The sequence below is a fragment of the Pandoraea sp. NPDC090278 genome (genome assembly GCF_044772185.1).
Taxonomy (GTDB): domain Bacteria; phylum Pseudomonadota; class Gammaproteobacteria; order Burkholderiales; family Burkholderiaceae; genus Pandoraea.
This window is the reverse complement of sequence record NZ_JBIVYJ010000006.1, coordinates 24,135-38,962: the sequence shown is the minus strand read 5'-3', so window position 1 is coordinate 38,962 and position 14,828 is coordinate 24,135. Positions and strand designations below refer to the sequence as shown.

12 protein-coding genes are annotated in these 14,828 nt (G+C 64.6%); 9 read left to right on the top strand and 3 right to left on the bottom strand.

Annotation, left to right across the window (positions count from 1 at the left end; all coding sequences use genetic code 11):
* Positions 1-22 precede the first annotated feature (22 nt).
* Positions 23-967, bottom strand: a complete 945-nt coding sequence (locus ACIQWO_RS20740; RefSeq protein ID WP_052652600.1) for an NAD kinase — start codon at positions 965-967, stop codon at positions 23-25.
* Between the two features lie 95 nt (positions 968-1,062).
* On the opposite strand from ACIQWO_RS20740, the gene hrcA reads away from it, so the two are divergent.
* From hrcA to ACIQWO_RS20720, 4 genes are all read left to right on the top strand, one after another.
* On the top strand, positions 1,063-2,091 hold the full coding sequence (hrcA, locus tag ACIQWO_RS20735) for a heat-inducible transcriptional repressor HrcA (protein WP_402828366.1): 1,029 nt from the start codon (positions 1,063-1,065) through the stop codon (positions 2,089-2,091).
* 237 nt (positions 2,092-2,328) lie between these two features.
* Positions 2,329-4,857: a DUF6600 domain-containing protein gene (locus tag ACIQWO_RS20730; RefSeq protein ID WP_402828363.1), complete on the top strand. Its 2,529-nt coding sequence runs from the start codon at positions 2,329-2,331 to the stop codon at positions 4,855-4,857.
* A 133-nt stretch (positions 4,858-4,990) separates the two neighbouring features.
* Complete coding sequence (gene hemH, locus ACIQWO_RS20725; RefSeq protein WP_402828360.1) at positions 4,991-6,217, top strand: ferrochelatase; 1,227 nt, start codon at positions 4,991-4,993, stop codon at positions 6,215-6,217.
* A complete protein-coding gene (locus ACIQWO_RS20720; RefSeq protein ID WP_402828357.1) occupies positions 6,214-6,615 on the top strand; it encodes an RNA-binding S4 domain-containing protein in 402 nt (133 codons plus the stop codon). The genes hemH and ACIQWO_RS20720 overlap by 4 nt, the downstream gene beginning before the upstream one ends.
* A 201-nt stretch (positions 6,616-6,816) precedes the next feature.
* On the opposite strand, the gene ACIQWO_RS20715 is transcribed toward ACIQWO_RS20720, so the two are convergent.
* Positions 6,817-7,011: a hypothetical protein gene (locus ACIQWO_RS20715; protein ID WP_267919884.1), complete on the bottom strand. Its 195-nt coding sequence runs from the start codon at positions 7,009-7,011 to the stop codon at positions 6,817-6,819.
* Positions 7,012-7,323: 312 nt separating this feature from the next.
* Between ACIQWO_RS20715 and grpE the strand changes: the two genes are divergently transcribed.
* From grpE to ACIQWO_RS20690, 5 genes are all read left to right on the top strand, one after another.
* Positions 7,324-7,869: a nucleotide exchange factor GrpE gene (gene grpE / locus ACIQWO_RS20710; RefSeq protein WP_402828352.1), complete on the top strand. Its 546-nt coding sequence runs from the start codon at positions 7,324-7,326 to the stop codon at positions 7,867-7,869.
* A gap of 151 nt (positions 7,870-8,020) precedes the next feature.
* Entirely contained in the window at positions 8,021-8,449 is a 429-nt protein-coding gene (locus ACIQWO_RS20705) for a thioredoxin family protein (protein ID WP_402828349.1), read from the top strand.
* A gap of 96 nt (positions 8,450-8,545) precedes the next feature.
* Positions 8,546-10,471 (top strand): molecular chaperone DnaK, encoded by a 1,926-nt coding sequence (dnaK, locus tag ACIQWO_RS20700; protein ID WP_402828346.1) that lies wholly within the window; start codon positions 8,546-8,548, stop codon positions 10,469-10,471.
* A 127-nt stretch (positions 10,472-10,598) separates the two neighbouring features.
* Positions 10,599-11,741 (top strand): molecular chaperone DnaJ, encoded by a 1,143-nt coding sequence (gene dnaJ, locus ACIQWO_RS20695; RefSeq protein ID WP_402828343.1) that lies wholly within the window; start codon positions 10,599-10,601, stop codon positions 11,739-11,741.
* A 4-nt stretch (positions 11,742-11,745) separates the two neighbouring features.
* Positions 11,746-13,677, top strand: a complete 1,932-nt coding sequence (locus tag ACIQWO_RS20690; protein ID WP_402828340.1) for a chorismate-binding protein — start codon at positions 11,746-11,748, stop codon at positions 13,675-13,677.
* A gap of 47 nt (positions 13,678-13,724) precedes the next feature.
* On the opposite strand, the gene ACIQWO_RS20685 is transcribed toward ACIQWO_RS20690, so the two are convergent.
* Positions 13,725-14,753 (bottom strand): ABC transporter substrate-binding protein, encoded by a 1,029-nt coding sequence (locus ACIQWO_RS20685; RefSeq protein ID WP_150576199.1) that lies wholly within the window; start codon positions 14,751-14,753, stop codon positions 13,725-13,727.
* Positions 14,754-14,828: the final 75 nt, after the last annotated feature.

Sequence of the window (14,828 nt, the reverse complement as noted above, 5' to 3'; positions counted from 1 at the left end):
GGATGTCGGGTGAGGCGTGGAGTCAGTTCTGCGGCGTATCTTCGTCGGAGATATGCTCGTTCCAGTGCAGCTTGCGGCGCAGCGTCGCGTAGTAGTTGTAGCCGACCGGGTGCAGAAACGTCACCTGATGCTGGGAGCGGCCGACCAGAATCTGGTCGCCCTGACGCAGTTCGGCAAACGACTGCATATCGAAATTGGCGCCGACTTCGCGACCGCCGGTAATCGTGATGACGATGTCGCTCGAATCCGGTAGCACGATCGGACGATTCGACAGCGCGTGCGGTGCGATCGGCACGAGCACCACGCCACCGAGGCGCGGATGCAGGATCGGGCCGCTCGCCGAGAGGGCGTAGGCCGTCGAGCCCGTGGGCGTCGCGACGATCAGGCCGTCGGAGCGCTGCTTGTACATGAAGCGGCCATCGACGTCGACACGCAACTCCACCATCCCCGAGATCCCCGAGCGGTTCACGACCACATCGTTGAACGCCAGCGTCTCGAAGAGCGTCTGGCCGTCGCGTTCGATGCGTGCGGCCAGCAGGGTGCGTTGTTCGGCTTCGAAGTGTCCTTCGAGCATGGCGGGCACGACCTGACGCATCTCGTCGAGCGGAATGTCGGTGATGAACCCGACGCGGCCGTGGTTCACGCCGATGAGCGGCACCTTCGAGGCGGCCAGCTGACGGCCGACGCCGAGCATCGTGCCGTCGCCGCCGACCACGACGGCCACGTCGGCTTGCGTGCCGATTTCCTGGATGTCGAGGGTGCGGTACGGATCGGCACCTGCGCCGATGTTATGCGCAGTGTCGCGCTCGAAGACGACATGATGCCCACGCTGGGCGATGCATGCCGCGAGCGTGAGCAATGGTTCGGCGACGCCGTCGGCGTGGTACTTCCCGACGAGCGCCACGGTCTTGAAGGGGCTCCCAGTTTTCATGCCGCCATTACACCATAAGTCGATGACAGCAACCATCGCCAACGCACGGCCTGCAACGGTTCCTCTGGCCAGGTAACGCGAGGCCCGATTTAGGGGGAACAGAGCCCACGTTTCGCGTTACAATTTTTGCCATGCTAGATCAACGTGCGCAAACGCTTCTCAAAACCCTGATCGAACGGTACATCGCAGATGGCCAGCCGGTCGGCTCGCGCACGCTCTCACGCTTCTCGGGCCTCGACCTGTCGCCCGCGACGATCCGCAACGTGATGTCCGATCTCGAAGCGATGGGTTTCGTGGCCAGCCCGCATACGTCGGCCGGTCGCGTGCCGACGCCGCGGGCGTACCGTCTGTTCGTCGACACGATGCTGTCGGTGCGCCCGCTCGAAGAGGCCGTGCACCAACTGGCGACGCAGGTGCAGACTAGTCTGCAACCGGCAGGCCCGCAACAGTTGATCGCCTCCGCCGCACAGGTGCTCTCGCATCTGTCGCAGTTCGCGGGCGTGGTGCTCACACCGCGCCGCAGCCAGACCTTCCGTCATATCGAATTCCTGCGTCTGTCCGATAAGCGCGTGCTGCTCATCATCGTCACGCCCGACGGCGACGTGCAGAACCGCATCATCCTGACGGAAAAGGATTATTCCCCAGCGCAACTGGTCGAAGCGGGGAACTACCTGAACGCCAACTTCGGTGGTCATAGCTTCGACGACGTGCGCACTTACTTGCGTGGCGAACTCGATGCGCTGCGCTCGGACATGAGCGCGCTGATGCAGGCCGCCGTGCAGGCAGGCAGCGACGCCATGGCCGACACTACGCGCGAGAGCGTGCTGATTTCGGGCGAGCGCAACCTGCTGGGCGTGGAGGATCTGTCGTCGAACATGGAGCGTCTGCGCAAGCTGTTCGACGTGTTCGAGTCCAAGACCGGCCTGCTGCAACTGCTCGACGTGTCGAGCCGCGCACAAGGGGTGCAGATCTTCATCGGCGGCGAGTCGAGCCTCGTGCCGATCGAGGAGATGACGGTCGTCACGGCCCCTTACGAAGTCGACGGCGAAGTCGTCGGTACGCTCGGCGTGATCGGACCGACGCGCATGGCGTACGAGCGTGTCATCCCCATCGTCGACATCACCGCCAAGCTGCTCTCCAACGCGCTCAGTCATCACTGAGCGGCAGGCTGGCGCGTTCGCGCAGTGGCCGATTCGTCCATTCCCGGTTACAACCCCGTAGCATTCCTTTACACGCTGTCACACACGGCAGGCTTAGGCTTGAAGCGTCACTTGCGGCGAGGTCGTTCGAGTTTGTCATCGGACTCGCCGGAGGATTCGGACAGAACAACAAGGTGGCTGATCGCCAACGCCTGCAAGCCGCGCACGGCATGCCCACCGAAAGGGCCCGGAGTGTTTATGAAATCCCTGATCTCCTGGCGGACGACGGTCCGCTCCCTTGGCGTCGGGCTGGCGCTGGGTCTGCTGGGCGCCGTCGGTGCGCCAGGACTGGCACAAGCGCAGAGCGCCGATCCGCCGGGGCGCGTCGCGCGTCTCTCCGAGTTCGACGGCACCGTCACCTACGCCCCCGCAGGCACGAGCGAGTGGCGCTATGCGGACCGCAACCGTCCGCTTACGACGGGCGATGCCATCTGGGTCGACCGCAACAGCCGGGCCGAGATGCACGTGGGCGGCACGGCGGTGCGTATGGGCGCGTCGACCAGCCTGACGCTGTCCGCCGTCACCGACCAGAATGTGCAACTGAACGTAACGCAGGGCACCGTCGGTGTGCGCCTGCGCAGCTTCGATCCGAATCAACCCTACGAGATCGATACGCCGAATCTGGCGTTCGTGCCGCAACAGGCCGGTGAATATCGTGTGGACGTCGATCCGAACGGCGTCACGACGGTGAGCGTCTCGCGCGGTGCGGGCACGGCGTACGGACAAGGGGCGTCGGTCCCGCTCCAGCAAGGGCAACGGGTCGCGTTCGTCGGTCAGAACCTGACACAGCAGCAGACCGGCCCGCTCACGGCCGACGCTTTCGATCAGTGGATGCGCGATCGCGACGCACGTGAAGACGCCTCCGTCTCCGCACGTTACGTGCCGCGCGACATGACCGGCTTCGAGAGTCTGGACGACTATGGCTCGTGGCAGGAAACGCCGAGCTACGGCGCCGTGTGGGTGCCGTCCAACATGCCGTCGGGCTGGGCGCCTTACCGCACGGGCCACTGGGTCTGGGTCGACCCGTGGGGCTGGACGTGGGTGGACGATGCGCCGTGGGGCTTCGCGCCGTATCACTACGGACGCTGGGCTTACGTGGATGCCCGCTGGTGCTGGGTGCCGGGGCCGGTGGCGGTGCGTCCGGTGTATGCCCCCGCGCTGGTTGGCTGGGTCAGCGGTAGCAGCGGCGGCAATCAGTGGGGGGTGTCGTTCGCGGCCGGGGGCGTGGGGCTCGCGTGGTTCGCGCTTGGGCCGCATGACCCGTACCGTCCGGCGTATCACGCCAGTTCGTCGTACATCACGAACATCAATCGCTCGACGAACATTCGTACGACCAATATCACCAACAACATCAACACCACCACCATCAACAACGTCTATGTGAACCGCAACGTGCGGGGCGCTGTGTCGACGATGCCCGCGCAGGCCTTCGTGCAGGGACGCCCCGTGGGCGCACCGACCGCGCTGGCAGCCCCGCGCGGTGCGCAGACGTGGCGCGTCGGCAATACGCCGGGCGTAGCCCCGGTGCAGCAAAGTGTGTTCGGTAACAGCCGTCCGGCAGCAGGGGCGCCGCCCGCAGGTGTGTTCAACCGGCAGGTGCTGGCGACGCGTGCGCCGGTCGCCCGCGGCATGCCGTCGCGTGAGCTGACGAGCCAGTTGCACGCCGTGCCGAACGCGGGCGGTGCGCCGCTGGTGTTCGGTCAGAACGGGCAGCAAGTGCGCAATCTTGGCGCGGGCGGTCCGAATGGAGCGAACGGGACGAATGCTCCGAATGGCCAGCCACGCATCGCGCCCCGTGTGACGGTCGTCAGCACGCATGGGCCGGTCGGTGCACCGATTGGCACGAACGGTGCGATGCCCGCGCAGCCTGCGCTGGGCGCGACCGGTGCCGCCGGGGCGACAGCAGGGCATGGCGGCTTGCCTGCGACCGGCGCTGTGCCGCCGATGCACGGCGCGCCGGGGGTGCCCGGACAGCCGGGTGTCCCGGGAGCACCGGGGCATGCTGGCGTACCGGGGCAGCCCGGTGTGCCGGGAACGCCGGGGGTTCCGGCGGAACCTGCCAATCCCGGCTATCCGGGACACGGCGTTTATCAGAATCGTCCGGGGCAATCGGCGGTGCAATCCCAACCCGCCGAGCGTCAGCCCGCGCCCTCAGGTGTTCCGCATCCGCCGGGTGTGAACGGTGCGATTCAGGGGCAGGGGCAGCCGTCGCCACGCGGCGAAGCGCCGCAAGCCGTCCCACAGCCGGGGCATGACGCCGCGCAGCGCGAGATGCAAATGCGTCGCCAATCACCGCAATCGCCCCAATCACCTACTGCACAGCCGGAAGCGCGCGGCGGACAAGCGACGCCCGCACCGCAACGTCAACAGCAACAACCGGAGGCGACCGAACCGGCCCGCCGTCCGCAGCAATGGCAGACGCAGCCGCGCCCGGAGCCGCAGCAGTTCCAGCAGCCACGGCCGCAACCGCAGGTGGAACGGGCGCAGCCGCGTCCCGAACCGCAGCCTCAGCAGCAGGCGCAACCGCAGCCACGTCCGCAGCCGCCGGTGGAGCATGCGCAACCCGCACCGCGTCCGCAACCTCAGCAGGAACGTCCTCAGGCGCAGCCGCACCCGCAACCCACGCAGCGTGAAGGCAAACCGGAAGGGGCGCGCGCGCCCGCGCATGAGGAACATCCGAGTGCCGAGCATCGGTCGTCTCACGACGACGAGCATCGGCACGGTTGATGGCCCACCTGCCCAGATGACCGTCATGCCCCTCCGTCCGGCTGTGGACTGGCCGACGGAGGGTGCATTCCGGCGGTATCGTCAGGCATGACAGACGCCGGATGCGCCCCGTGTTTGCGGTAAAGTACGTTCCATGCGCTTCGATCCCGAACCTATTTCGCATGGCCAGTCCGGCAAGACCGCCGTACTGCTGATCAACCTCGGTACGCCCGACGAGCCGCGTCCTGCGGCCGTACGCCGATACCTGCGCGAGTTCCTGTCGGACCCGCGCGTCGTGGAAATCCCGTCGCTGGTGTGGCAACCGTTGCTGCGGCTGGTGATTTTGCCCTTCCGCTCACGTCAGTCGGCGCAAAAATATGCGACGGTCTGGACCCGTGACGGCTCGCCGCTCAAGGTCAACACCGAGCATCAGACGAACGCCTTGCGCGCGCTGCTGCATGCGAACGACTATGACGTCGTGGTCGACTACGCGATGCGTTACGGCAATCCGTCGATTCCCGAGCGCATTCGTGCGTTGCGCCAGAACGGTGTCGAGCGGATTCTCGTCCTGCCGCTCTATCCGCAGTATTCGAGCAGCACCACCGCCACCGCGAGCGACGCCGTGTTCCGCGTGCTTGGCCGCCTGCGCAATCAGCCCGACGTGCGTACGGTGCGCGACTATCACGATCATCCCGCGTACATCGAGGCGTTGCGTCAGCAGGTCGAAGGCTATTGGCTGCAAAACGGTCGACCGGACTTTGCTGCCGGTGAGCGTCTGCTGCTGAGCTTCCACGGGGTGCCGCGCCGCACGCTCGATCTCGGCGATCCGTATCACGATCAGTGCGTGAAGACGGCGCGTCTGCTTGCCGCCGCCCTCGGTCTGGACGAGACCACGTGCCGTCTCACTTTCCAGTCGCGCTTCGGCAAGGCCGAATGGCTCCAGCCATACACGGCGCCGACGCTCGAAGAACTCGGCCGGGGTGGCACGCCGCGAGTCGATGTGTTCTGCCCGGGTTTCACGTCCGATTGTCTCGAGACGCTCGAAGAAATCAATATGGAAGGACGTCAGGCTTACCTGACGGCGGGCGGCAAGTTATTCCACTTCATTCCTTGCCTGAACGGTGCGAGCGCCTGGATTACGGCGCTCGGCGAGATCGCGGCGCGTCATCTGCAAGGCTGGCCGGTGCTCTCGCCTCAGGGCGAGGCCGATGCCTCGGCGGCTGCGGTGGCGTCGACGCGTCAGCGTCAGGTGGCGGCTGTGGCCGCGTTCGAGGAAGCCAGTGCGGCCGCTGCTGCCGCCGCGCAGGCGCAAATGCAGACCCAGGCGCAGACAGCCTCGCCGTCTGAAGGCGCGCACGGAGAAGCGGGAGCACGGTCGTGACGGTCAAGGTAGACGATTCTCCGCACGCCGCTACGCGGATCGACAAATGGCTGTGGGCGGCGCGTTTCTTCAAGACGCGCTCGCTCGCCACGCAGGCGGTCGACCGTGGCCGCGTGCTTTGCAACGAAGCCCGTGTGAAACCGGCGCGCGATGTGCGTCCCGGCGATGTCGTGTCGGTCGACAACGGCAGTACGCGCTGGGAAGTGAAGATCAAGGCGATTGCCGAGGTCCGTGGCTCCGCGCCGGTCGCGCAGTCGCTGTACGAAGAGACCGAAGCGAGCATTCGGGCGCGTGCCGACGAGAGCGAGCGCCGACGTCTGTTCCAGGAACCGGCGGCGCAGATGCACGGACGTCCGACCAAGCGCGACCGCCGTCGTCTCGGTGGTGTTGGCGAGTAAGGGGCGTCCGTCCCGTCCCTCAAGCTTTTCAACGCCTGAATGAACGCCGCCGCTGGCATATTGCACAGCGGCGGGCAGGGGGTGGAGCGTGAATCAGGTGTTCCGTCTCAGTCGACTCAGGCGAATCGAGCGACTCAGCTGGAACCGTCCGGGGAACGGCACCGAGCACGACCGCAAAGGATCGTGCACCCCGGGGGGCGATCAGCGTGTTGGGATTCCGGTATTCGAGTTCGACGAATGCCCCGTCAGGCCCGGCACTTCCACATAGTGATGCAGCACCGCCCGCACGCCACCGTACTCGGTGTCGCGCCGGGTGACTGCGCCGGACAGGCAAATCGTAATCGTTACCGTCGTCACCAACGCAAGGATGAAGACAACAGCCAGTGGCAGCTTCATGATGCGCTCCTTAAGAACACTTCACCGGACGGGGGGTGTCCGGTGAGCGGCCGGGTCCGTCGAATGGTCAATCGGATAGGCACATCCATTCGTCGGACCGTAATTCATGTTAGGTCGCAGCAACGGCCGATACAATAGAGGACTCGTAACGCGTGTAACCGGATATTTACCGGCACGCCGCGCGCACCGATGTGGCGCACAGAATGCCCGCCCGCTCTTGAAATCGGTGTGAACGCCCCTACTATCCAAAGGGATTTGAACCGGCGGCGCATCGTCGTGGTGCGCTGCAAGAACCTTTTGACGACTCAACTCATGACTGAACAGCAAAACACCCCCGACCAGCCGACTCCGTCCCAGGCCGAAGCGGCCCCGACCGACGCTGCGGGCGCGAACGACGCGCTGCCCTCGGTTGAGGCGCAACTCCAGGCGGCTCAGGCAGAAGCGGCGGCCATGCGCGACGAGGCGCTGCGCGCCCGCGCCGAGATGGAAAACATCCGCCGCCGTGCGGAAGAGGAAGTGTCGAAGGCGCGTAAGTTCGCCGTCGAAAGCTTTGCCGAGAACCTCCTGCCGGTCATCGACAGCCTCGAAGCGGCCGCCGCCGACAAGAGCGGCGATGTGGCCAAGCTGCAAGAGGGCGTGGCGCTGACGCTGCGTCAACTCGTGTCGGCGCTGGAGCGCAGCAAGGTGTCGGTCATCGACCCGACGGGCGCAAAGTTCGATCCGCATCAGCATCAGGCGATCTCGATGGTGCCGGCCGAACAGGAGCCGAACACGGTCGTGGCCGTGCTGCAAAAGGGTTACCTGATTGCCGACCGCGTGCTGCGCCCGGCATTGGTGACGGTCGCCGCAGGCAAGTAATTCGACGTCATCCGGCCGAGGCGGGTGATGTAACCATTCCATCATGGAAAGGTTGCTCGTCCGCCGTCGGGCCGTATGACCGGGCGCGGATAGCGGCGTCGGATGTGGCGGCGCTGCACGCGCAGAGGCATCGATTCAAAGGCTTACCATCATGGCAGGCGATCCTCCGGGCATGAAAGGGGTGGACGGCACGGCGTTCGAGGCGTTCTCGATGCATGAGCTGACCGCCGCGACGTTCGACGAAGGGCTACGCACGGCGGGGGACGACCTCGCCGTAGTGTTCTTCTGGGGCGTCGATTGTTTCAACTGCGAAGTCGCCAAGAAGACCATGCTCGCGCAGCGCGAGGCCATCGAAGCCCTCGGGCTGCGCTGGTTTCACGCCAACGTGTACGCCGATATGGCGCTGGGCCGCCGTTTCGCGCTGCACGGGGTGCCGACGTTTTTCTTCTTCCATGCAGGGAAGAAGCTTGGCCGGGCGACCGGCTGGCAGGGCCTGCCCCAGTTCCGGCTGGCGGTGGCCGCCGCACGCGAGAAGATCGTGGCGGCGGGGGGCAAAACCGGGCTGCAAGAAGGGTCTTGAAATGTTCCCGGCTGCACCCATATCCCGTGCAGATCAATGAATTGAATGGGCGACACGCCCGACGGAAAGACGCAAAGGACGCTAGGAGAAATTTAAATGGGCAAAATCATCGGTATCGACTTGGGCACCACGAACTCGTGCGTGGCCGTCATGGAAGGGAATCAGGTCAAGATCATCGAAAACGCGGAAGGTGCTCGCACCACGCCGTCGATCATCGCCTACATGGACGATGGCGAGATCCTGGTCGGTGCGCCGGCTAAGCGCCAGGCCGTGACCAACCCGAAGAACACGCTGTACGCCGTCAAGCGCCTGATCGGCCGCCGCTTCGAAGAAAAAGAAGTGCAGAAGGACATCGCGCTGATGCCCTACAAGATCGTCAAGGCCGATAACGGCGACGCCTGGGTTGAGGCACGCAACGAAAAGCTGGCCCCGCCGCAGATTTCCGCCGAAGTGCTGCGCAAGATGAAGAAGACCGCCGAGGACTACCTGGGCGAGCCGGTCACGGAAGCCGTGATCACGGTGCCGGCCTACTTCAACGACAGCCAGCGCCAGGCCACGAAGGACGCAGGCCGCATCGCCGGTCTGGAAGTCAAGCGCATCATCAACGAGCCGACCGCTGCCGCACTGGCTTTCGGTCTGGACAAGAAGGAAGGCGGCGACCGCAAGATCGCGGTGTATGACCTGGGTGGCGGCACGTTCGACATCTCGATCATCGAAATCGCGGATGTGGACGGCGAACACCAGTTCGAAGTGCTGTCGACCAACGGCGACACGTTCCTGGGCGGCGAAGACTTCGACCAGCGCATCATCGACTACATCATCGGCGAGTTCAAGAAGGAACAAGGCGTCGATCTGTCGAAGGACGTGCTCGCGCTGCAACGCCTGAAGGAAGCCGCTGAAAAGGCCAAGATCGAACTGTCGTCGAGCCAGCAGACCGAAATCAACCTGCCGTACATCACGGCGGATGCCTCGGGTCCGAAGCACTTGAACCTGAAGATCACGCGCGCCAAGCTCGAAGCGCTGGTCGAAGAGCTGATCACGCGCACGATCGAACCGTGCCGCACGGCGATCAAGGATGCCGGCGTCAAGGTCAGCGACATCGACGACGTGATTCTGGTCGGCGGTATGACGCGTATGCCGAAGGTGCAGGAGAAGGTGAAGGAGTTCTTCGGCAAGGACCCGCGCAAGGACGTGAACCCGGACGAAGCCGTGGCCGCAGGTGCCTCGATTCAGGGCTCGGTGCTGTCGGGCGACCGTAAGGACGTGCTGCTGCTCGACGTCACCCCGCTCTCGCTCGGTATCGAAACGCTGGGCGGCGTGATGACGAAGATGATCACGAAGAACACCACGATTCCGACGAAGCACTCGCAAGTGTTCTCGACGGCGGACGACAACCAGCCGGCCGTGACGATCAAGGTGTATCAGGGTGAGCGCGAGATGGCCGCCGGCAACAAGTCGCTGGGCGAGTTCAACCTCGAAGGCATTCCGCCGGCAGCACGCGGCACGCCGCAGATCGAAGTGACCTTCGACATCGACGCCAACGGCATTCTGCACGTCGGTGCGAAGGACAAGGCCACCGGTAAGGAAAACAAGATCGTCATCAAGGCGAACTCGGGCCTGTCGGATGCGGAGATCGAGCAAATGGTGAAGGACGCCGAGCTCAACGCCGAAGAAGACAAGAAGGCACGTGATCTGGCCGACTCCCGTAACCAGGGCGATGCGCTGGTGCACAGCACCCGCAAGGCGCTGACCGAGTACGGCGACAAGATCGAAGCTTCGGAGAAGGAAGCGATCGAATCGGCGATCACGGCACTGGAAGCATCGCTGCGCGGTTCGGACAAGGCCGACATCGATGCCAAGGTCGAAGCACTGGGTACGGCAAGCCAGAAGCTCGGCGAGAAGATGTATGCCGACATGCAGGCGCAAGCCGGTGCTGCGGGTGCCGCAGGTGCCGAGCAGGGCAAGTCGCATGACGACAACGTCGTCGACGCCGAAGTGAAGGAAGTCAACGACAAGAAGTAAAGCGTGCATGGCGCGCGGGGCATCGAAAGGTGCACCGCGTGTGGGCCGGGTATCGAGGTTCTCCGCAAGGGGAATGTCGACCCGGCTTTTTGCCTGATGGCGACATGCGCCAACATTGGAAAGAGTTATGGCCAAACGTGATTACTACGAAGTCCTTGGCGTCGCCAAGAACGCCTCGGACGAAGAGATCAAGAAGGCGTATCGCAAGCTGGCGATGAAGTACCACCCGGACCGCAATCCGGACAGCAAGGACGCCGAAGACAAGTTCAAAGAGGTCAAAGAGGCCTACGAGATGCTCTCCGAGCCGGAGAAGCGCGCGGCGTACGACCAGTACGGTCACGCGGGCGTCGACCCGAGCATGGGCGGCTTCGGCGGTGCGGGCGGTCAGGGCTTCGGCGGCTTCGCAGACGCGTTCGGCGACATCTTCGGCGATATCTTCGGTCAGGGCGGCCCCGGTGGCCGTGGTGGCCGCGGCGGTCCTCAGGTGTATCGCGGTGCCGATCTGCGCTACAACATGGAGATCACGCTGGAGCAGGCCGCGAACGGCTTCGACACGCAGATTCGCGTGCCGAGCTGGGACGAATGCGAGATCTGTCACGGCAACGGCGCAAAGCCGGGCACGAAGCCCGAGACCTGCCCGACCTGTAACGGGGCGGGTTCGGTGCGCATGTCGCAGGGTTTCTTCAGCGTTCAGCAGACCTGCCCGAAGTGCCACGGCACGGGCTCGTACATTCCTGAGCCCTGCACCAACTGCCACGGCTCGGGCAAGATCAAGAAGACCAAGACGCTGGAGATCAAGATCCCGGCGGGTATCGAAGACGGCATGCGCATTCGTTCGTCCGGCAACGGCGAACCGGGTGTGAATGGCGGTCCTGCGGGCGACCTGTATGTGGAAATCCACATCAAGGCGCACAACGTGTTCGAGCGCGATGGCGACGATCTGCACTGCCAGATGCCGATTTCGTTCGCGACGGCGGCGCTCGGCGGCGACATCGACGCACCGACGCTGCACGGCAAGGCCACCTTCGAAGTGCCCGAAGGCACGCAGACGGGCAAGACGTTCCGACTGCGTGGCAAGGGCATCAAGGGTCTGCGCGCGAGCTATCCGGGCGATCTGTACGTGCACGTGCAGGTGGAAACGCCGGTCAAGCTCAACGATGCGCAAAAGCAGATGCTGCGCGACTTTGACACTTCGCTGAAAGAAGGCGGTGCACGCCACAGCCCGCAGTCGAAGGGGTGGTTCGACCGCGTCAAGCAGTTCTTCGAGTAATTCCATGCAAAGTGAAGCGCCCCTGGCCGCGTTCGCGCTGTTGGACGACAGTGCGGATCCGGCCGGTGGGGCGCGTCTGTACACCGGGCTCGTGCGCGAGGTAACTTGCGACGAGCCCGTTGTGCTTTCCGACGCGCTCCGCGAAGTAGAAGACGCCACGCGTCACGGCCTGCACGCCGTGCTGCTGGCCGATTACGAATTCGGTGTGCGCCTCGGTGGCGTGCATACGGTCTCGACGCGCCGTGCGCCGGGCCAGTTCCGTGCCATGCTGTTCTCCGAGATGCAGCGGCTCGACGCCGCGCAGACGCAGACGTGGCTGGCGCGTCAGGAGTGGGTGGACGCCGGAGGCGATGCCGACGCCTGGCAGGACAACGGTGAAAGTGGTGTGCCCGCCGCCCCTGGCGTTGCAGGCATCGGCGCATTGCAGAGCGACGTGAGCGACGCCGCCTTCGACGACGCCATCGCCCGCATCCACGAATGGCTCGCACAAGGCGAGTGCTATCAGATCAACTACACGTACCGTCTGAATTTCGACGCGTTCGGCTCGCCGGTCGCGTTGTATCGCCGCTTGCGCGCGCGTCAGCCGGTGCCTTACGGCGCACTCGTGATGCTGCCCGGTGCGCGAGGCGTTGCGGGGCGTGCGATCCTTTCGTTGTCACCCGAGTTGTTCCTGCGGCATTCGCGCGGTCAGGTGGAGGCGCGTCCGATGAAGGGCACCGCACCGGCGTGCGGCGATGCCGCCATCGACGCGCAACGCAGCGCGGCGCTCGCCGCCGACGAAAAGAACCGCGCCGAGAACCTGATGATCGTGGACTTGCTGCGCAACGATCTCGGGCGTCTCGCGACATCCGGTTCGGTCAAAGTGCCGAAGCTGTTCGAAGTGACGCGCTTCGCCAGCGTCCTGCAAATGACGTCGACCGTCACCGCAACGTTGCCGGACACGACCTCGATGGCCGACGTGCTGCGCGCCTTGTTCCCTTGCGGTTCGATCACGGGCGCGCCGAAACATCGGACGATGCAGTTGATCGGTGCACTGGAAACATCGCCACGCGGTCTTTACACCGGCGCAATCGGCTGGCTCGACGCCCGCAGTGACGATCCCCAGGCGCTGGGCGACTTCTGCATGTCGGTCACGATTCGCACGCTCGAACTCGATGCGCCGGGCGCGAGCGGCATGCGTCGCGGACGTCTGGGCGTCGGCGCGGGGATCGTACTGGATAGCAAGGCGGATGAAGAACGCGACGAGTGCCGACTCAAGGCGCGCTTCCTGAGCGCGCTCGATCCCGGCTTTGAACTCTTCGAGACGATGCAGGCGACCCGCGCCTCCGGCGTCGCCCATCTCGCACGACACCTGTCGCGCTTGCAGAAGTCTGCGCAGTACTTCGGCTTCACGCTTGACGAAGCGGCATTGCGCGAACAACTCGATGCGGTGGTTGCAACGCTGAGCGAAGACGACATCCATCGGGTACGCCTCGCGTTGTCTCACAACGGCACGGCGGCGATCACGCACGGTGTGCTCACACCGCTGCATGGCGACACAGTGAAAGTGCTATTGGCCGATGCCTCTCAAACCACCCGCGCGGACGATCTGTTTCTACGCCACAAGACCACGGTGCGCGCGCGTTACGACGCCGCCTGGAGAACGGCCGAAGCGCAAGGTGCGTTCGACGTGCTGTTCTTCAACGACCGGGGCGAATTGACGGAAGGCGGGCGCAGCACGGTGTTCGTCAAACGCAATGGCATCTGGATGACGCCACCGTTGTCCTCTGGCGTGTTGCCCGGGGTGATGCGCAGCGTGCTGCTGGAAGATCCGTCGTGGGCCGCCGTCGAAGCTGTCATTACGCATGACGACTTGCGCTCGGCGCAAGCCATCGTCGTGTGCAATGCGCTGCGAGGTGCACTACCGGCGACGATCGTGGCCACGACCACCGCCTGACTCAGCGGCGCGTCAACACCTTCGACGCGCCGCGATCCCTCACTCCCTCAGCTTCCCTGACGCGCTGCCATCTGCGGCACGAACAGATCGCTCCACTTCGCCGGACGTGTCTTGATCGTGCCCGCGCGGCTCATGAACTCGACGTACTGCATCAGCCCGTTCGGCGTGGTCGTGAATTGCAGACCGGGGTCGGCCAGCATCTGCTCGATCTCCGCTTGCGGCAGGTTGATCTTGGACACGCGAAGGAAGGTCTGCGCTGCGCCCACGTGATCCTTGGCGATGTACGCCGCCGCCTCTTCCTGCGCCGCCAGAATGGCCTGCACCAGCTTCGGATTCTGGACGGTGAACTGCTTGGGCGCGAACACGACGTCGATGGTGATGTTACCCAGCACGTCCGTCGAATTCAGCACGCGCTTGATGCGCGGATCCTTCAGCTCCTGATACGAGAACGGCGGCGAAGTGAAGTGCGCCGTAATTTCCGTCTTGCCCGAGAGCAGCGCGCTCACGGCTTCCGGATGGCTCAGACTGACCGTCTGCGGATCGAGCTTCGCGTAGTTCTCGATGCCGAACGTCTTCGCCACAGCCATTTGCAGCAGCACGGCGGACAGCGACGTCTTGATGCCCGGAATCGCGATCTTGTCCTTCGACGTGAAGTCCTTGAGCGACTTGATGTTCGGATTGTTCGTATTGAGCCAGAGCGGACCGGTCGACAGCGCGGACAGGCCGATCACCTCCGAGCGCGGAATGCCGTGCGCCTTCGACCAGAGCGTGACGAAGCCCGGCGCGCCCGTGCCTGCGACGTCGAGGTTGCCCGCAAGCATCGCGTCGTTAATGACGTTGCCACCGTCGAGAATGGTCCACGTCGTCTTCACGTCGCCCAGCCCCAGTGCCTTCGCGTGTTTCTCCACGAGATGCTGATCGCGCATGACCATCAGCGGCAGATACAGAATGCCGTAGCCATGCGACAGGCGGACAGTGCTCGCTTCGGCGTGCGCCACGTTGCCGAGCGTTGACAGGGCGGTTGTCGCGGCGAGCGTGAGTGCGCTCGCCCAGCGGGCGAAATTGCGTCGGTTCATGATGTTGTCTCCGTGTTGTTCGAATTATTCATGCCCATGAAAAAGGGCGTCAATCGGAGCAGGCCGAAAATCCGG